The organism is Sulfurimonas lacustris (genome assembly GCF_059705355.1).
The window spans coordinates 36,130-55,744 of the sequence record NZ_AP046126.1 but is presented as its reverse complement, the minus strand read 5'-3'; the positions used below and the strand labels follow the sequence as shown (position 1 = coordinate 55,744).

Sequence of the window (19,615 nt, the reverse complement as noted above, 5' to 3'; positions counted from 1 at the left end):
CATCAAAAAGGAGATTGCTATGTTTGGAATGGAGATACTTGTATTATCTCATACTATTGAAAACGCACATATTTTAAAAGCGAATGAAAATTTTTCTACTCTCAATAAAAAAGTTATTGAGCAAAAAACTGAAAATTCGACAAGTACCTTACAAAAGATAGTACAAAATAAAATTATTGAAGCAAGTAGCAACAAGTATAAAATCAGTATTTTTTTTGATTTTAATTCAGATGTTCCAAAAAATAGTAACGCATTAGAGCAACTTCATAATGTGGATTTTAAAAAAGTTTCCTCAATCATCATAGATGGATATGCATCTGCTCCTGGAACAAATCAATACAACCTTATTTTGTCAGATAAAAGAATTGAAAGCTTAGTAAAGATAATTAGGCAATTAGGGTATGACAAAGAGATAAAAACAGTTCCTCATGGTGAAGATTGTTTAGGTTGGAAAAAAGAAGAACAATGTCAGCGAATAGATATGCAACTATTTTTTTAATCCTATTTTTTAATATTAATTCTCTTTTTGCTCAGTGTTATGAAAATGACAAAGCTTTTTTTGATGATAGCCAAAGAGGATGGTTTTGGGGAGAAAGCTGTAAGAAGAAGTTAGAAAAAAAGGATGAGAATAAAACAGATGAAGAATTAGCAACACCAAGTGAACCGAAATATAAAATAAGTCCTAAAGAAGTGAATATTCCTTGGGACATAATAGATAGTTTAACAAGAGAGAGTGTAAAGCAAATAGAAAAAGAAACAAGAGATATTGCAGTTACATATCCAACATACACCAATGTATTAGAGCATAAGAAGCTTCAAAAATATATAAGTGATCGAGCAAAAGAATTTATGAACCAAACTATTAATGTTACAAAACAAGATTTTGATATGGCTCAATGGGTTGCATCACTTCCAGTAAGAAGTACTACAGCGATTAATACTGAGAAAGAAATCAATACTCAAAAAAGAATAGAAATATTTCAAAAGTATAAAAACAACATGATAGTAATGGTAGTTACAGCTAAAAACTGTAGTTTTTGTGCAAAACAAAAACCCATATTAAAGATGTTGGAAGAACAATATGGAGTTCAATACGACACTTATGACATAGATAAATTTAAAGACTTTGCATATGCCATGAAGGTTGAGAGAACCCCTGATATGTTTTTGCTATTTAGAGAATATGAAAATGACCCAAAACCTAAGATAGTAAGAATTGCCACAGGTTTTCATGGGTTATTAGATTTGGTAGAAGCGGTTGTTTATGGACTGAAAACAATTGGAAAGATTAAAAATGAAGAGGTTAAATAAATGAGAAAGATACAAATATCAGTATTTGCAAGTATAGTCATTTTTACAACTAGTCTTTATGCAGATTCGATGAAAAGATATGCAGAAAACATAACTATTACTCATGTTAGTCCAACCGGCGGTGATGGTTATTATAGTGGTGGTTCATATAAAATGAATTTTCCAACTATGACTATAAATCCCATAAATATTAAAGCACCATCATTTAAAGCTGGGTGTGGGGGAATAGATTTAGCATTTGGTTCTATTCAATTTTTAGATGCAGATAAAATTGTGCAATTTTTAGAAGCTACTTTAAGTAATGCAGCAGGTGTTGCATTTGACTTAGCACTTAAAGCAGCTTGTGAGGAGTGTTCTGAAACACTAAAGTCTTTAGAGGCAATGGCAAATGCAATTAACAATATGGCTTTAGATAGTTGTCAAGCTGCAACAGCATTAGTTAGTGCAACAGGATTAGGGCAACAAGAGCAAACTAAAAGTGAAGCAACAAACTGGATAAAAACTACAGCGGACAATGTTACAAAGTTTTTTGATTCAAAAGTCAATCCGTGGCTTAACGGGTTAGGTGCTAATGCTCCAAGAATAGTTAGATTTCTGAAAAAGGACCAAACAACATATAGTAGTTTGCTGTACTATTTGATTGGTAAAGATACATCAAATCCATTGAATGAAGAGGAAAACTTCTTGCGTTCAATAAGTGGAGAGATAGTTTTATATGGCAGACCATCAGGAGAAAATTATGGAACTTTTGGAGCTACTATACCAAGTAAAGATGATATTGATAAATTATTGACATGGAGATTGGGTGCAAAGGAATCAGAAAATTTATCAATTAAATTGTTAGATAGAAGTGGTGATCCAACCGTTGCTGTAAATGCAGATATGCAATTATTACCAGTATTTGAACCAAAAGTTAGAAAAGTTGCAGACAATATCAACACAAGAACAGCACACACATCAGATGATTTGAAATTTTTAAGTGGATTTAGAGCACCTGTTTATAAAATTTTTAATGCACTATCTCGTTCACCAGAAACAAGAAGTATTGCTACAGAAGTATCAAGTCAAATTGCAGAAGTACTTGCAGCCCAAGCTATGTATGAATACATATCAAATTATCACTACTTGCTTTTAAAAGAAAAATCTAGTTATGACTCATTAAGTAAAGAAGCGAAGGCTTCACTAGCATATGATGATCCACAAATAAAAGAGCATCAAATCGGACATAATTTAGAGCTAATGATAGAGAATGTTTCTTATGCTCTTCAAAAATGTGTAAAGATGAAAATTGCCGCCGACCTTAATTTTGCTAAAAAACTAAATTCTTATGCAGAATCTATAAATGCTGCTAATTCAATTAAAAATGCAGTTATGATGAAAAGAAATCCAGATTTTTATAACAATCTCCAAACTATGACAGCATTATCAAAAACAGCTACACCTTGATGTAAGGAATTTCAATGAAATATTTTTTTGTATTAGTATGTATGTTAGCACAAATAATTTATGCGGATGACATTTCATCATCTAAAGCAAGTGCCAAGAGTTTAGGTAATACAGCAGCATCAAAATTCAACTCTAAATCAAAGTTAAAAAGTAATGCTCTTAATCCTATGCAAGGTTCAGGAGCATTAACTACAGTTGATAATAGTACAACATTTGATGGTGCAATATCATGTTTTGACAAAGAGATAGGATTAACAGCCACATATTCTGTTTTATCATCGAGTATCTCTTTAACAATAAAACAAGATAGTAATTTAGATAAACTACTTGATCATACTTTGACAATTTCAGGAATAATAGGTGTTTGCCAAAATGGAGTTGTCACAGGGGACTGGAATAATCCAATTTATAAATCATTTTCTGTTAGTAATAGTAAGTTGTCTGTTACACAACTTGCAAAAGAGCAGATGCATGCTTGTTTTTGTACTAATAGTAGTTGTAGTTACACATTTGATTCAAATGTATATAAAACTATTGATGGAGGAATAAATGCGATATTATCAGCTAATAATATTAATATTTCCGGAGATAATGAGTGGGATAGTGGATTAAAAAAGAGTACAACATATTTCAATTATCCAACATCTTGTCAGTCTAATGTAATACCAAACAAATACACTAATACTGATCCAAGAAACTATTATCATTCACAAAGTGCTAATGATTTTACAGACTCAGTTTCAGCAGTGGATGGACAAAATTCAAAGTCTATATATAATGCAGCCCTTGTGCATTCTGCAACAACAATACCGCAAACAAATAACTCTATGAGTGTTAATTATAAGTCTTTAAATGAGTGTACTAAAGAGTATAAATTTGAGAAAAATCAAGTTACAAACACAATAGATTTAAAACTTATTGATAGTTGTGGTAATTTCAGTTCATGTAGTATTAGAACAAAACAAATATGTAATTCAAACGGTAGTGATTGCCAACAAGTCCTATTTAAAGGTGTCAGCTCTACTTTTAATAAAACTTTTTGTTCAGAGATTGTACTTGATAAATCCTACGAAGTTTGTGATAGCTCATCAGGTATAGAAATTAAAGATAGTACAGGAAATAGTTTATATACCTATACAGACAAACATTTATATGAGAAATATACTTATGATTGTGGTAGTAAAACTGCTACGGCAGATTTTACCCAAACTAATGAGCTAGATACAGATGGTAAAGGGCATTTTAAATATAAAGATGGAACACAAGCAACTATTAATGGATTACCAACAGCAGATTTAAGTTGCAAACAAAAATTTTGTACTACTAAAAAATCTATTAAAGACACTGATGTTCATTCAGACTCAAGCCAAGATAATACTACTAGAAATGAGATGAATGTTAAAGTGTGTATAGAAGAGATTAGCGGTTCATATACTTGTCCTTTAGAAGCAGGGGAATCAATAGTGGATCAATGTTCATGTGATGTTCCACAAACAATGTCAAATAAAACATTAGGCGAATTATCAGCTATTGAAGAAATGATTGATGATTTTACATGTTCTCAATAAATATAATCACAAAACACAATATAAATATTATAATGTCATTCAATCAAATATGCCAAATCATATAGTGCATCTTGATAATTCTCAAGAAGGAGTTTAAATGGAATTACACAAGAGCAAATTATTGCTCATTGGTTTGTTGTTGACACTTTTTTCGTCAGCAGCATTTGCAGGAACTGGAGGTGCGGAACTAAGTACATGGTACACAGATATCAGTGATGCACTAACTGGAACATGGGGAAAAATTATTGCCGCTTTTTTTATTGGTACAGCTGTAATTATTTTTAAACAAGGTGGAATCGTAGGAGGTATTTTTATGGTTTTACTTGGTTTATCAATCGGTTCTATACCAACAATTATCAATAGTAAATATACATTGATAGCAGGAGAAATGGCATCAAACTCATTGCTAACGACAATGGCTTCTTTTGTTGGGTAGAAATACTCAACAAAAGTTGTTTTTTGTAATGAAGTTAAAATAGACTTTATTCCACAGGACAATGAATGGAAAGAAAATATATACCTAAATACATGAATGCTGAAATGCAAATCTTATGGTGGGATTTGAGTGAATTCCTAATCCTTTTAGTGATTATTGCTTTTGGAGTAATTGCAGAAATGCAATTTATAGCAACAGCAATAGGGGTAGGTGTTTTAAAAGTTATTACCAAAATGAAAAATCATAAACAAGCTGGATTTGTAGGACATTATGCATATAGCAAAGGATTGTTTGGATTAAAGGGTAGGGTGCCTGAATTTTGGATCAAGGAGATAGTAAAGTGAAATTTTTTAGTGAATATACAAAAATGAGTGTACAGCTTGATGTAGTAAAAGTATTTGCACTATTGATGATTATAGTTAATGTGACTTTTGGAGTACTGTTTTTTATACAAGCTAGTAATGTAAGGACTATAATCATTCCACCATCATTTACTAGTAAATTTGAAGTGGTTGGAAATAGATTAGATAATAAATATTTTGAAGAAGTTGGAAATTATTTATCTCAATCAATACTCACAACATCTCCAGGAACTTTAGCGAATTCATTTAATGCTATTGAAAATTTTATTTCAAAAGATCCTGATGTAATTAAGGCAACTAAAGAATATTTTATCGAACAAAACAAGGTTATTAAAGAGAATAATATTTATCAAGCTTTTTATCCTTTACAAACATCGGTGAACTTTGAACACGGGAAATTCAGTGTTACGGGTATTTTGAGAAGAAATACAGGAAATGTATTTGTTAGTGAAGAGCGAAAGGTAATGGATTTTGATTTCATTGTAAAAAATGGGCAATTAGTTATAAAAAAATTTGGAGTTAAGTAATGGGATTAAAACAATATCAAAAGATAATTATTTCAATGAGCCTTATAGTTGTTTCTGTATTTGCAGATAACTTACCTAATCAAACAATAGTGGATGAAGTACAAGGATACAAATACATAGATATATCAAAGACTGATATCAATAGAGCATATTGTGAAAATGGAGAATTTACTCAGTTGATTTTTTCAAGTGAGAAAGAGATTGATATACAAAAAAATGGAAAAAATGCATTTATTAAATTGATACCAATTAACAAGACACAAGGAGATGAGATTCTTAGCACTACTATTAATACATTTGCAAGAGAAGCTTATTTAACTTGTGACAACAAAATGTTTTCACTTATTTTAGTTCCAAAGGATATGCCGGCTCAAACTATTATTTTAAAAACTGTAAAGGATGAAAGAAGAGTTGAAAGAAATAAAGAGATTGAAGTTGTAAGTGATTATCAAACAACTATTTCAGAGCTAATTAAATCGGTATATAAAGAGATTACTCCTGAAGGATTTGATCTTGAGTTCATAGATAAGTCAAAAGTTCAGTTTGATGAGCTTTCTCTTATAGAGTTTAAAAAATATATTGGTAGTACATTTATTATTGATGAGTTTATTATAAAAGCTAATCAAGATGTTTCTTTGAATGAAAAAATGTTTCTTCCATATTTACAAAACCCTTTAGCAGTTTCTTTAGAAAATCACAAATTAACGAAAGATAGTACTACTAGACTTTTTGTAGTGGCTAATGCTAATCCAATGAGTAATTATATTCAAAATAGTTCAAAGTATTCCAATGCGATAGAAGCAATCCAACAACAAAAAGAAAAGGAGGTAAAGGATAATTCAAAAAAATATCTAAGTGATGAAGTTATAGATTTTGCGAAAGAGCAGTCTAGTAAACAACCGATAGAAAATGTATTGAAAAATTTTAATAATGAGGAGTAAAGAAATGAAAAAAATTCTATCAAGTGTATTTATAGTAGGAATTTTGAGTATTAGTTTGAGTGCTAATGAATTTGAAGATTCGATGAAGTATGTTGACAAAGCCTTAACTAAATTAATTACAGAATATAAAAGTATGAAATCAGAATTAGAACTTGTAAAAAATAAAAATATTGAGCTTGAAACGAAGTTGACTGACCTTACAACTTCACTTAAAGCAGGTTTTGTTCAAAAAGAAACAAATCAAGATATTCAAGAGTTCATTCAAGAATAATTTAAATAGGAGAGTATTGTGTTAGCTAAGTTTAAATCAGAAAAGTTTAAATCATTTATATTTATGGCTACTTTAACGGTACTTCTGATTACCGTTGTTATGATATCTAGTGCTTTGGTTTCTGATGTAGCTACACAAGAAGATCCCAAAAAGAAAGCTGTATCTGATGTTGTAATTCAATATGATAATGCTGTAAAAGTTGAAGAGAATAGTTTTAAGCAAACATATGGGGATAAGCTTAATATGTTAGAACAAAACAATCAAGAGCTTTCAAAAAATATTGCAGAGATTATGTCAATGTTAAATGAACAAAAGCAAACCCCATCTATTAATTCATTTACAAATGACACGGCTCCACAAGTTAATCAAAATCAAGCTTTTAGTAATTTTGAACCACCTAAAGTTGAAGAACCTAAACCAATTAAAACAGTACTTGTAACATCTACACTAACTATTATTGCAGACCCAATAAAAGAGGAAAAAAAGGAAGAAGTTAAGGATAAAGAACTAAAAAAGCCAAAACAAATTATTGTACCAGCAGGTTCATTTGTTAAAGGAAGATTGTTAAATGGTTTAGATGCTCCAAGTTCAGGTGCTGCTAAAAGTTCACCACATCCTGTAGCAATACAAATTATTGATAAATCTATTTTGCCAAATAAATTTAGAGCAGATATTAAAGATTGTGTTGCAATAGGTAGCGGTTATGGGGAGCTTTCAAGCGATAGAGCGATACTTAGAGTAGAAAATTTAAGTTGTGTTAAAAAAGATGGAACTTCTATAACATCCAAAGGCTCATCTATAGGTTATGTAACTGGAGAAGATGGAAAAATAGGATTAAGCGGAAGGGTTGTAAGTAAGCAAGGAGCAATATTAGCTAGAGCATTAGTCGCAGGTTTTGCAGAAGGTATGGCAAAAGTTTTTACACAGAGTAATACCTATGTTGCAACTTCAGCGAATGGAACTGTAAGTACACCTGATCCAAATAAGGCATTTGAGAGTTCAATGTATGGAGGAGCAGCTGAAGCATCAAAAAAAGTTGCAGAATATTATTTAAAACTTAACGATGAGATGTTTCCTATAGTAGAGATAGCAGTTGGTAGAAAATGTGACATCATTTTTACAAAACCTATTATTTTTGAGGAGGTTAAAAGTGAATAAAAAGTCATTGATTTTTGTATTACTAGTCATATCTATTTTTATAAATGGGTGTACTTCAAAAGTGCTATTGCCATATGAAGAGTGCCCAGAGTGCAATGTAGGAAAAGGTGAGGGGTATTGTGGAAGCGTATCGGATGTTTATGAATATACAAAAAAGGAAAAGCCATGATTAAAAGAGTTGTATTAGCTTCTATTGTAGTAATGATGATGTTTCAAGGTTGTGCAGAGAAGAGTAAAATTATATATATTGATCCAAAAATAAAGCAGGATATAAATAGGACAGATTCTCTTTATGAGGTTAATAGGAAAGAAGAGTTGGCAAAGCTTATTCAAGAGCCAATCGTACCTTTGAAAACCCCTGATAAAGTACTTAGAGTTCTAATGCTTCCGTATGTTGATAAAAACAATTTACTTCAAACAAGTAATTTTATTTTTGTAAAAGTGGATGATGGCAAGTGGATTATTGGGGATTATCTAAATCAAGAAGTTGAAATTTCATCTAAAATACTGACTCCCTTAAGGTAATTACTTATTATTAAAAAAACATAAAAAATACAATATTTACATACTATTGTAAATTTAACAGTTTTTATGTTAATATAAGTTTATGAAAACAAAAAAAGAGATATTTGAATATATTCAAACTAGCACTAATTGGAAAATTGTACCAAACAATATTAGTTTTAACTTGCCACTATATTTAAAAGCTGGCTATGAGCTTTGGGGTGCAAAGATACAAGATATATATGTTGTATTTGCAAATGTAAAAGATGAAACACTAGATATTAGAGTTCATCAAAATGCCATCAAGAAACTTGAAGAAATTAGTTCTTGTCATACTGTTTTAGTATTTGATAAACTTGATAGCAGAAGCATTGAGAGCTTGGTAAAGAAGCATATACCATTTGTTATAAAGAATAAGCAAATTTATATGCCCTTTGCACTGATGCAGATACAAACACAAACAAAAAAGAAAGCTCTTTTGAGAAATGTTTCTTTAACAAGTGATGCAGATATGATTTTGATAGGTTATTTAGATGGTCAAATTAAAAGTGGCATGATGATAAAAGATATTGCTAGGGTTGTAAATAGAGAGCTTAGAGCTACATCACAAGCTTTAAAGGTTTTAGAGACTTTAAAGTATCTTCAAATAGAAGCTTTCGGTCGAAGTAGATATATATATTTTATTTCACCTATGGAAGTGTATGAGCGTTTAAAAGAGGAAGTAAAGTTACCTGTAAAATTTAGCTTTTTTGCTAAAGATTTTATAGGAGAAAAAATATATAGTGGATTTACAGCACTATCTCATTATTCTACATTGGTAGAAGAAAAGATAAAAACAATCGCTATCTCACATAAACAGCTTACATCAGAGCAGTTAGAAGCTTTGGAATGCGATGAAGATGAAGCCCCGTATAAAATTGAAGTATGGGATAGAGAAGCATCTGTTTTTGCTCATAAGGATACGATAAACCCATTGTATGTAATAAGATTTTTCAAAAATGATGAAGATGAGAGAGTACAAGAAGCAGTAGAACAACTAGAAATAAAAATGATAGATAGATTGAAGGAAAGAAATGAAAGAAACTGATTATGCAGGCTTGAGTCATTTTCAAGATTACTGTAAAGATTTAGATGAACATTATGTGGTTGTAGGTGGATTTGCAACTTTAATGCTTCTTGATAGTGAACTTGAAAATCATGGTAAAGCAACATTTGATATTGATTTGGTACTTTTAACAAACAATTCAAAACAGATGACAAAACGAATAAAAGAGTATATAAAAGAGGGTGGCTATAAAATCCAAATAGGTTCAAAAGATCAGTATCAATATTACAGATTTGTTGAACCTCAAAAAGAAAACTTTGCAAAAGAGATTGAACTTTTTGCATCTAATGAAAATAGTTTAGACTTAGATGATGAACAAAGAATCATCCCTATAGATCCAGAAGAGGGATTGTATTCACTTTCAGCCATTATGCTTGATCCAGAGTATTTTGAGATGATAAAAAATAATGTTGATAAAAATCATAGAGCACCTTGTACAAATACACAAGCTACAATTATGCTCAAGATGTCAGCATTTTATGATCTGAAAAATCGTGATGATAAAAAATGGAAAAAGCATCGAAGAGATATACTCAAACTTGCTCTACTTTTAACAGGTGATGAGCAGATAAAATTAGTAGGTAGAATGGTTCAAGATTTTGATGTTTTTATTGAGCATTTAGAACAAGATGTGGATAAGAAAATGCTCAAATCAATTGTTGATAATTTACCTGTGGACAAACTGCAAGTTATAGAGATACTTCAAAAAGTTTTTACAAAATAATTGTCATATTTTATCTAATAGTGATAAGATGATACTATCTAAAAATTATCATATAATGATAAATAAATACACTAGATAATCACAAAACACAATATAAATATTATAATTTCATCAAAATAAACCTAAGGGGAAAGTTGATGAAATTATTCACTACATTAAGCATAAGTGCAATTTTAGCACTATCTTTAAATGCAAAAGAATCTACACCTGTTGTATCACTTCAAAATAAAAGTGATATTGAAAAATCCTATGTTCAATCAGTAATTCCAAATACACAATTTACTAAATATGAAAAATCAAAAGAGCTTGAGGGTTACTATAAAGTTTATTTAGATAACGGCCAAATGCTTTATGTTAGTCCTTTTAAAAATTTGATAATTTTTGGAGAAATTTGGACAGCTTCAGGACAATCTCTAACTCAAAACGATGTTAAAAATTGGCAAGAACATTTACAAAATGAACAAATTAAAAGCATTTCATTAGAGCAACTAACTCAAAATGCTCTTGAAATGAGTTTTGGAAATGGAAAATCTAAATATGACTTTGTAATTTTTACAGATCCAGAGTGTCCATTCTGTAAAAAAGCAGAAGATTTCTTTGCTACTAAAGATGTCAAGCTATATATAAATTTTCTACCTTTAGATATGCATCCTAATGCAAGAAATATGAGCCTTCAAATATTGAGTTCAAGTGATCCAAAAAGTACTGCACAAAAAATAAAAAATTTTGAGACTGTTAATGTTGAAATAACAGAAGATGCGATATCTAAACTTTCAAGAATGGAATCTTTAGCTCAAGATTTAAAGATAACAGGAACACCTAAGATATTTGTCATTGATAATGATAAAAAGAAAATTATTGATGTAATAAATGGTGCAAATATACCGCAAATAGAAAAGTATTTTAATTAATACGAGTTATAGATGAAAACTATATTTTTGCTTATAGCTTTAATTGTCAGTGCATTTGGAAATATCGAGCAATATTTTTTAGAAGCATCAAAAAAATACAACATTAATCCTAAGATGTTGTACTCAATAGCAAAGGTTGAGAGTAATTTAAACCCAAAAGCATTGGCAAAAAATCGTAATGGAAGTTTAGATATAGGTTTGATGCAGATTAATAGTGTACATTTGCCATTTTTAAAAAAATACGGAATAGAAAAAGATGATCTTTTCAACCCAAAAATCAATATACATGTTGGTGCTTGGGTATTAAGAGGATGTGTTAATAAACATGGAGAAAACTATAAAGCTCTTAATTGCTACAACGGAAAGGTTCATAATAATAATTACTACCAAAAGGTTTTAAAGAACTTTTATTCTTTAAATTATTTTCCTCAAATTAAAAAAGAAGTCATATCATGAGTCGTATATTTAAAATAATATTACCGCTAATTGTTTCTATAAGTTCACTATTTGCAATAAATTGTGGAGACTATGGAGGAGAATTTAAAAGCTATGGAAGTCATTATTATGCAATAACTGGTAATACGATGGATTTTGAAACTGCAAAAGGATTTGCAACCGCAAATGGGGGATATTTAGCTATCCCAAATAGTAGTGGCGAAAATAGTTTCATTAAAGATATGATAGGTGCAAATTCAGAAAGTTGGATAGGTATTTATGATCCAAATAAATCAACTAACTATTGTTTCGACACTACTTGCTCATCAAAATATGATAGAAGTAGATTTCAAACGGTTGCAAATACTGCATTATCTTATTCAAATTGGGATTCTGTAGATATTTCAAATCTAGTATATTCTCAAGACTCAAGCAATATTGGTACTTCTGATGGTACAAGAGTGCTAATAGAAAATCCAGGTGAATATTATGTATTGATGTCAGGAACAACAGGAAAATGGAGAGATTATGGTCCTCATTATAATAATCCATCACCAAAATTTAGTGCTGTTATAGAATTCGATATTAAACCTACTTGTTATGAAGCACCATCTAATATTGTTGAAGAATTTTCTGGTAGAAAATGTAATACGCAGATAAAAGACAGTGAAGTTTTAAGCGGTTCAGCTTCTTTGGTAGATTGTCAAACAGATACAAAAGGAACAGAGTATTGTCCTAGTCAAATGGCAGAGTGTGCTCAAGAGTGGGATTATGAAAATGGGTACAGTGTTGAAAATACAGGAACAGCAGAAGACTATACTCAAAAAATTTGTGATGGAGTAATGATAAATGGAATTTGTTATGACAACAGTGTCAAAGATGCTACAAAGGTAACTAATCTTTCTTGTGTAACAAAATCAATAGCATGTGCTCCAGGTGCTAGCTCTTGTTGTCATATTGACATAAGTTGTAACGGCATAAGTGCAACAGTTAAATATTATGATTGTTGTCCTACTCAAGGAGGATTAAAAAATACAGTTAATGTGAATGATACTAATAATTTTTTGAGCGGTATTACATATCAACAATACGGAAGTGCAAAAATAATTTGTAATTCATCAGGAGCTTGCTCTATATATTTTCAGGATTATTATTGCAATGGAGGGCTAATTGGGAATCAATATCTTACAAATACATTCACTTTAGACACTTCTGATTCTTATGTTTGTAATGATAGTGGGTATGTTAATGGTTCACAAATTAGTGCAGACCCTACAAAGTGTTATAAACAAAAAGCTTTAACTTGTCCTTCTACTCATCCAAGTGTACAACCTGATGGTACTTGTAAAAAGAGTGTTAATTACAAATATTATACTTATGTTTGTTCAGATAGCCAAACATCTCAGGGTTTTAATTATGTACCGCAAAATACAGGTGGAGACTGTATCTCAAGTAAAACTGATCCAAACACTTCTGCTGATAATTCATCAACTCTTGACGATGCATGTAATAGCTCAACACCACCTGTTAATAATTGCAAAAGAGAAAAATTTACTTGTCAAGTTAGTGATGATAGACCGTGTGCATTAGTTGATAATAAATGGCAGTGTAGTCCATTTCCATGCTTTGGAATGACAGATTTTGAAAATGCAGGCACTGTTCAAGGCTCTAATGATACAAATAATGATGGGTGGACTGAAGATGGTAATTGTGCAGGAAATATATATATTTTTAGTGGACAAGATTTAAGATGTAGAAGTTGGGATGCACTTTACAATCTTAGTGGACATGCTTGTTGTGGTGGCTATGAAGATACTTTGTGGGGACTTGTAAGTTGTAAAGATAATGAGAAGCTTTTAGCAAAGAAAAAGGATGCTCAATTATGTAGAGAAATTGGGGAGTATTGCTCTAAAAAAATCAAATTAGGATTCGCAAAAATATGTGTGCAAAAGAAAAAATCATATTGCTGTTTTAATAGCAAGCTTGCAAAAACAATCGTAGAGCAAGGGAATATTCAATTAGGTCGTAATTTTGGAAGTGCAGAATCACCAAATTGTCAAGGCTTTCAAGTAGAAGATTTTGAAAAATTAGATTTTTCTAAAATGGATTTTACAGATGCATTCGATTTACCAAGTAGTTCAGACATCAATGGAATTATAAGTGGACTAAAAAATCTAGGGAATAACATATCTAAATAGGAGAAATTGAATGAGTACATCAAATAATAGCGGACAAGGATTTAGACCTGATATAAATTGGACTGATACTAGTGCATTTAACAATCAACATAGCAGGCAAAAAGAGAAAGGTGTATTTAACAAATTATCTTTATTTGAATATTTGTCACACCTTCAAACATTGTCAGTGCAAGAAAAAGTTGTAACCAATAAGTTGGATAAGGATTTATTTACAATAGGACAGTCTCTAAATGGATTTACCTTGGGCTTTAAAACAGGGCTTTTTATGAATATATTGATTGTTTTATATTTGGCTTGTTTTTATGGATTTACATCTCAAACTCCTCGAGTTAGTGTTTTAGCAGATACTTTTTTTATTAATGTGTGGGTTGTATTGGTAATTGTATTGACTATGTGGCTTGGCTCGTATTCAAGATATGTTAGTGGTGAAGTTACTAAGAAAATGATTACAGTACTTTTTATGGGAAAAATGACATCATCTATAGTTTCAGGAGTTTTAATACTCTTTGGAGTTTATACTTTAAAAAGTATTCTTGCAAGTGGTGAATTTGAAGAATATATATCCTATCTTCATCTTGATATAACAGTTATATTGCAACACTATAATCAAGCTATCTCAATGTTAATTTTTCAAGTGGTAGTTTCATCTTTTTTAGCACTAGTAATGCTCAAATTTAGGAATTATTTTACTTCCGGAGATATGAAAGATACATATGAAAAGTATTAAACCTTGTTGTCAAAATTTTAAGTACTTAAATATCTTAAAAGAGTATTTTAAAGGGCAATATAATCAATATATTCAAGAAAAAGAGCAAGAATATAAAGAGTTTATTGAAATTGGAGCAGGATTTGATATTAATGATTTAGAACAAAAAAATTTTATACCTATAAAAATGATGAATGCAAATAGAAAAGGGCATCTGTTTTGTTTTGGAACAACAGGAAGTGGTAAATCAAGACTTATTGAAGTGATGGTAGAGCAAGATATAAAAAATGGTCATAATGTAGTAATTATTGATCCAAAAATTGACAATGAACTAACTAGTAGAGCATATCAGTCTTGTGTACAGTCAGATAGAATGAACGATTTTATGCTATTATCGACTGTTTATCCAGACATTTCTATTAAGATAAACCCATTAGCTAACTACTACATGGTTGATGAAATTATAAATCATACAGTTGCTTCAGTACCTGCAAAAGATCCATTTTTTTATTCAATAGCTCAAGAAACAACAAGTGCAATTGTTTATTCACGATTGATTCAAAAAAAAGAAAATAGAGATACTACTCCTTTAACTTTTTACGATATTTACAGCTACGCAAGTCATGCAGGACTTACAAAGTTAGAAACAAGTCTAAAGGCTATAAAGCTTTCTCCTAGATATGTATTAGAAGATGATTTAGAATTAGTTTTAAACCTTTTACACAATGTATTATCTTCGCCTGTTGAGTATTTTGGAAAAGTTACTACAACACTTAGAACAACTCTAACTCAACTTACAATAGGTAGCGTAGGGCGAGTGATAGGTCATGGTAAGTCAAATGCATTTATTGATAAATTAGATAGTGACCAAGGAGTTGTAATGTATGTTCAAACTCCATCAATGTTATCAAAATTAAATAGTGATACTTTATCTAAAACAGTTTTATCGATGATTCAAAGCTCAATTGGTAGAAGAAATGTTGACAATAGACCTTTTGAGAAACCTTTATCAATCTATATTGATGAGGCTTCTAATTCACTCTATATGGGAATTGAGAATTTATTTAATAAATCTCGGTCAGCAAATGTGATGATTAGTGCATTTTCTCAAAGTTTTGCAGATTTAGATGATGCAGTTGGTGAAGAAAAAGCAAAAATGATTTTGGCAAATACGAACACAAAAATATTTTTAAAACTTGTTGATATTGAAACAGCTAAAAGTGTTGCTCAGTATGGAGGAGAGAGCATACAATTTTCATCGTTGATTTCAACTCAAAACCTCATGATGAGGGAAGATAAAAAAGAAATTTTAGAGCCAAGAATGTTTTTAGATTTAAAGCCTAGAGAATTTTTTTATTTTGGTTTTGAAGGTAATTACAAAGGCAAGGTGCAACGGGTTGATGGAACAGAGATTAAAGTTGTAATGCCAGCTCAAAAAACATCAAGGTAGCAATATGTTGTATTACTTTATTGCCTTTGTGTGGATTTTATTTTTTTCATTAGTTCTAGGAAATATTTTTCATTATTATGACCACGGAACTTTTGGCATTAAAATTTTTCAAAATATTGCTTCATTTCAAACGAAGCTAATTTTATTGTCTATAGTAATCATTTCTTTCTTAACACTTTTTATTGTGATACAAAGAAGATTTTTTAAACACAAACTAGATAATAGAGCAAATTGTCAGATTCAATTTGTTGATATGGAAAAAATCTCAAATATATGGCTTGATAGAAGTGATATAGAAAGAATAGAACAAAATAAAAAAAGCTCACTTACAAATAGTTTTTATGAATCAGGTATGGTTAAAACAAGTGTGCTTGATATTGTGTTCAATTATCGTATTAGAAATACAGACATTATCAAAGACTATATAGTAGAGTATATAAATGCCTATGATGAGAATGAAATAGAAATTGCATGTGTTTTGTTAGCAATGATTGAACACCATGGAGATGTGCCTAGTGTTGTTAGTTTATTTGATAAAGATAATGAAAAAATAGAACTTGAGAAAGTTTCTATCACAAATAAAAAGAATTCATATCAGATACTGAAAAATATTAAATTGGAGCAACATACACTAAATGTTGTAAGACATATATTTGAAATAGGTTTAAAAAGTGATAAGAGCATGGTAAATATTCAAGCACCTAAAATGCTCATTGCTGCATTGAGTCATGACATAGGAAAAATAACAAATTTTGAAACATTAAATAAAATTCATCACTTAAATTTAGAAGAAAAAATATTTGCGACACAGCATCATGAGTTTATTAGTGATCTTATTTTAAAAAATAAGTTCCCATCTTATAAGTCAATAGATTTAATTTCAGAAGTAGTGAAATTTCATCATCTTTCTATTGAAGATACTGAAGAGAACCGTGTCATTTATAGTTTAGGAACACTTTTAAAAGAAGCGGATTCTAGTGCAAGAAAACAAGAAATTAGAGAGTATAGAGAAAAAGAGACAAAAAAAGACAATTCTGAATCAGATAAAAAAAATGAAGAGGATAATGAAGAAGAGAACCAAAGTTCAGAACAAAAAAGTAGTCAAGATTATTATGATGACACACCAATTTTAAATCAGAAAAATATCCAAATTTTAAAACACAAGATATCTAAAACACAAAAGATAAAAAATGAAGATATTGATGAAAATGAAACTAATGAAAAAAATCAACAAATAGAGGAGGATGATATGCAAAATAATAAAGGAATGGGAGAATTATCGTTAGGTGATCAGCTAATAATAGACAATTTTAATGAGTTTGCTTTCAAATCATTATTAAAACAAAACCTAATCAGTGTAGAGGAACTTCCACAAGGACGAAATAGATTAAATTCTATAGCTAGTAAATCAGGAAAATATGTATATTTTCAATTTACATATTTTAAAAATGTAATCAGACAAGTTTTAAGTGATGGAGATGAATTTATAAAAATAACTGATAAAAAAGTTATACCCGTATTGCAAGCTCTTACAAATAATGACATTATCAAGTCTCAAAAAATTCTTATAAGCAATGCTCCTATGGTATTTTCTCCAAGACTTGCTCATACTACTTATCGAATGGAGAGTAAATATTTAGGCTATAGCGAAAGTGAAATGAAAATGTTGCAAAGAGCTTCACGATATTTTCATAATGCTGAAACAATAAGTGTTTAGGAGAGTATATGAAGTTTAATACATCACAAGCAAAAGAACTCCACCAATTGTCATTATTTACAGATGTGGTTTTCGACAAAATGTATAAAAAGCTAGGACAAAATGTTTCAAATGAAGATATTTTGCTTTATCAACAGAGGTTAAATGAGATTTCTACAGATATATATAATCTTCTTATTGAAATGAGTGAAGAATTTGAAATAAAAAGTGTTATCCCAAAATTAGAAAAATACTATAGCTAATGAATGTTTCTACATATTAGTGCCTAAAAGGAAATAAATCTTTAAATATAGTATATATTTCAGTTTATATCATATATAATTAGAAATATAAATAAAAAAGGAATAGCATGATAATAGGGAGAAAAAAAGAGATTGATATCTTAAATTCCATTTGTGATGAGCCAAAAAGTAATTTTGTATCTATCTATGGAAGGCGAAGGATAGGGAAAACTTATCTTGTGGACCAATTCTTTAAAAATCATCGAAAAGAGGCTATTTTTTTTGATTATACTGGAGCATATCAGTTAAGTAGCGATTCTCAAATCAAAAACTTTCTCAATCAAATCAATCTTTGGTTTAAAAAAGAGCCACAAAAAGAGATAACAAGATGGGGAGATGCTTTTAATTTTTTGACCAATATTTTAGAAGAGGAATCAAAAAATTTCATGGAAAATCAAAAAATAGTAGTTTTTATTGATGAAGTACAGTGGATAGATCCAAGTGGAAAAAATGAATTTCTAGGCTCTTTAGGGTACTTTTGGAATAGTTATTGTGAAAAGAAAAATAATGTAATACTTATTATATGTGGTTCCAATGCATCTTGGATAAATAATAAAATATTTCAAGACTCTCAAGGGCCATTTAACAGACGAACTACAAAAACGATTGCAATGTTTCCATTTAATCTTCAAGAGACAAAAGAGTATCTTCAAAAAGAAAAGCACTTTATGGTAGATGATAAAACAGTTATTGATACCTATATGATATTTGGTGGAGTTGCCAAATATCTTAGCTATTTGGACAATACAAAAACTATAGCACAAAATATAGATGAGCTTTTTTTTGATATCAACGGTGAGCTTTACGGGGAATATGACATAGTGTTTCGCTCACTCTTTCGTGAAAGATTTAAGATGCACAAATCTATTATGGATCTGCTCATATCAAAAAGATCAGGTTTTAATACCTCGGAGATAGTTGCTCAAACAGATTTTCAAATGGGTTCAAAACTCAAAAATATTTTAGTGGAGCTTGAGCAGTGTGGTTTTATACAATCAATTGCAAAGTTTAATGATGAAAGGGAAACAAGATATATAGTAAGTGATCCGTTTTGTATTTTTTATCATAAATGGATAGAACCATACAGTAAAAATAAAATAGCAAAATTTTCTAAAGGTCACTGGAGCGAAACTCAAAAAACATCCTCTTACATATCTTGGGCTGGGTTTTCATTTGAAACTATTTGTTTGATAAATATTGATCTTTATTTAAAAGCTAGAGGTACAAATGGAGTATATAAAAATCATTACTACTGGCAATATACACCTAAAACAAGTGATGAAACAGGTGCACAAATCGACTTTGTAGTAGAGTATGGGCAAGGGCTTTACGATATAGTTGAGTGTAAGTATTACAGTAAAGAGTACTCTTTAACTGGATCAGATGTCTCCAATATTGAAAATAAATTAGAAAAATTTATAGAATATGGAATCAAAAAAAATTCAAAATTTGAGTTAAAGTTGGTATATATTACTAGTTATGGTTTAAAAATGAATCAGTATCACAATAAGTTAAATATATCAACTAGTATACAATTAGCGGACTTACTCAAGATGTAATCACA

Annotated in this window: 21 protein-coding genes; all 21 read left to right on the top strand. The window is 30.0% G+C overall.

Annotated features, from left to right (window positions below):
* The first annotated feature begins 19 nt into the window (after positions 1 to 19).
* The 21 genes from AC6H4V_RS12175 (at position 20) to AC6H4V_RS12075 (ending at position 19,610) form a co-directional block, all read left to right on the top strand.
* Entirely contained in the window at positions 20 to 499 is a 480-nt protein-coding gene (locus AC6H4V_RS12175) for an OmpA family protein (protein ID WP_151944417.1), read from the top strand.
* Positions 466 to 1,311: a conjugal transfer protein TraF gene (gene traF, locus AC6H4V_RS12170; RefSeq protein ID WP_497608058.1), complete on the top strand. Its 846-nt coding sequence runs from the start codon at positions 466 to 468 to the stop codon at positions 1,309 to 1,311. Before AC6H4V_RS12175 ends, traF begins: the two co-directional genes overlap by 34 nt.
* Positions 1,312 to 2,757: a conjugal transfer protein TraH gene (locus tag AC6H4V_RS12165; protein ID WP_497608057.1), complete on the top strand. Its 1,446-nt coding sequence runs from the start codon at positions 1,312 to 1,314 to the stop codon at positions 2,755 to 2,757.
* Positions 2,758 to 2,771: 14 nt separating this feature from the next.
* Positions 2,772 to 4,325, top strand: coding sequence for a hypothetical protein (locus AC6H4V_RS12160; protein WP_497608056.1), 1,554 nt, complete (start codon positions 2,772 to 2,774; stop codon positions 4,323 to 4,325).
* A gap of 97 nt (positions 4,326 to 4,422) precedes the next feature.
* On the top strand, positions 4,423 to 4,761 hold the full coding sequence (locus tag AC6H4V_RS12155) for a hypothetical protein (RefSeq protein WP_497608055.1): 339 nt from the start codon (positions 4,423 to 4,425) through the stop codon (positions 4,759 to 4,761).
* 65 nt (positions 4,762 to 4,826) lie between these two features.
* Positions 4,827 to 5,105 (top strand): type IV conjugative transfer system protein TraL, encoded by a 279-nt coding sequence (gene traL, locus AC6H4V_RS12150; protein ID WP_497608054.1) that lies wholly within the window; start codon positions 4,827 to 4,829, stop codon positions 5,103 to 5,105.
* Positions 5,102 to 5,650 carry a TraE/TraK family type IV conjugative transfer system protein gene (locus AC6H4V_RS12145; protein ID WP_151944422.1) on the top strand — a complete coding sequence of 183 codons (549 nt, stop codon included), beginning with the start codon at positions 5,102 to 5,104 and terminating at the stop codon, positions 5,648 to 5,650. Before traL ends, AC6H4V_RS12145 begins: the two co-directional genes overlap by 4 nt.
* Entirely contained in the window at positions 5,650 to 6,591 is a 942-nt protein-coding gene (locus tag AC6H4V_RS12140; protein WP_497608053.1) for a TraK domain-containing protein, read from the top strand. Before AC6H4V_RS12145 ends, AC6H4V_RS12140 begins: the two co-directional genes overlap by 1 nt.
* Before the next feature lie 4 nt (positions 6,592 to 6,595).
* Positions 6,596 to 6,862 carry a hypothetical protein gene (locus AC6H4V_RS12135; protein WP_497608052.1) on the top strand — a complete coding sequence of 89 codons (267 nt, stop codon included), beginning with the start codon at positions 6,596 to 6,598 and terminating at the stop codon, positions 6,860 to 6,862.
* Between the two features lie 18 nt (positions 6,863 to 6,880).
* A complete protein-coding gene (locus AC6H4V_RS12130; protein ID WP_497608051.1) occupies positions 6,881 to 8,020 on the top strand; it encodes a TraB/VirB10 family protein in 1,140 nt (379 codons plus the stop codon).
* Between the two features lie 165 nt (positions 8,021 to 8,185).
* Entirely contained in the window at positions 8,186 to 8,545 is a 360-nt protein-coding gene (locus tag AC6H4V_RS12125; RefSeq protein ID WP_497608050.1) for a TraV family lipoprotein, read from the top strand.
* Positions 8,546 to 8,627: 82 nt separating this feature from the next.
* Positions 8,628 to 9,611, top strand: a complete 984-nt coding sequence (locus AC6H4V_RS12120) for a hypothetical protein (RefSeq protein WP_497608049.1) — start codon at positions 8,628 to 8,630, stop codon at positions 9,609 to 9,611.
* Entirely contained in the window at positions 9,598 to 10,353 is a 756-nt protein-coding gene (locus AC6H4V_RS12115) for a hypothetical protein (RefSeq protein WP_497608048.1), read from the top strand. Before AC6H4V_RS12120 ends, AC6H4V_RS12115 begins: the two co-directional genes overlap by 14 nt.
* A 137-nt stretch (positions 10,354 to 10,490) precedes the next feature.
* Positions 10,491 to 11,264 carry a DsbC family protein gene (locus tag AC6H4V_RS12110; RefSeq protein WP_497608047.1) on the top strand — a complete coding sequence of 258 codons (774 nt, stop codon included), beginning with the start codon at positions 10,491 to 10,493 and terminating at the stop codon, positions 11,262 to 11,264.
* A 12-nt stretch (positions 11,265 to 11,276) separates the two neighbouring features.
* Positions 11,277 to 11,720 (top strand): lytic transglycosylase domain-containing protein, encoded by a 444-nt coding sequence (locus AC6H4V_RS12105; RefSeq protein WP_497608046.1) that lies wholly within the window; start codon positions 11,277 to 11,279, stop codon positions 11,718 to 11,720.
* The gene (traN, locus tag AC6H4V_RS12100; protein WP_497608045.1) at positions 11,717 to 13,897 is read left to right on the top strand and encodes a conjugal transfer protein TraN; all 2,181 of its coding nucleotides are present in this window, start codon (positions 11,717 to 11,719) and stop codon (positions 13,895 to 13,897) included. The genes AC6H4V_RS12105 and traN overlap by 4 nt, the downstream gene beginning before the upstream one ends.
* Positions 13,898 to 13,907: 10 nt before the next feature.
* The gene (locus tag AC6H4V_RS12095; protein ID WP_151029544.1) at positions 13,908 to 14,624 is read left to right on the top strand and encodes a hypothetical protein; all 717 of its coding nucleotides are present in this window, start codon (positions 13,908 to 13,910) and stop codon (positions 14,622 to 14,624) included.
* The gene (locus AC6H4V_RS12090) at positions 14,611 to 16,053 is read left to right on the top strand and encodes a type IV secretory system conjugative DNA transfer family protein (RefSeq protein ID WP_497608044.1); all 1,443 of its coding nucleotides are present in this window, start codon (positions 14,611 to 14,613) and stop codon (positions 16,051 to 16,053) included. The genes AC6H4V_RS12095 and AC6H4V_RS12090 overlap by 14 nt, the downstream gene beginning before the upstream one ends.
* 4 nt (positions 16,054 to 16,057) lie before the next feature.
* Positions 16,058 to 17,770: an HD domain-containing protein gene (locus tag AC6H4V_RS12085; RefSeq protein ID WP_497608043.1), complete on the top strand. Its 1,713-nt coding sequence runs from the start codon at positions 16,058 to 16,060 to the stop codon at positions 17,768 to 17,770.
* Between the two features lie 8 nt (positions 17,771 to 17,778).
* Positions 17,779 to 18,012, top strand: a complete 234-nt coding sequence (locus tag AC6H4V_RS12080) for a hypothetical protein (RefSeq protein WP_497608042.1) — start codon at positions 17,779 to 17,781, stop codon at positions 18,010 to 18,012.
* A gap of 107 nt (positions 18,013 to 18,119) precedes the next feature.
* Positions 18,120 to 19,610, top strand: a complete 1,491-nt coding sequence (locus AC6H4V_RS12075) for an AAA family ATPase (protein ID WP_497608041.1) — start codon at positions 18,120 to 18,122, stop codon at positions 19,608 to 19,610.
* Positions 19,611 to 19,615 lie beyond the last annotated feature (5 nt).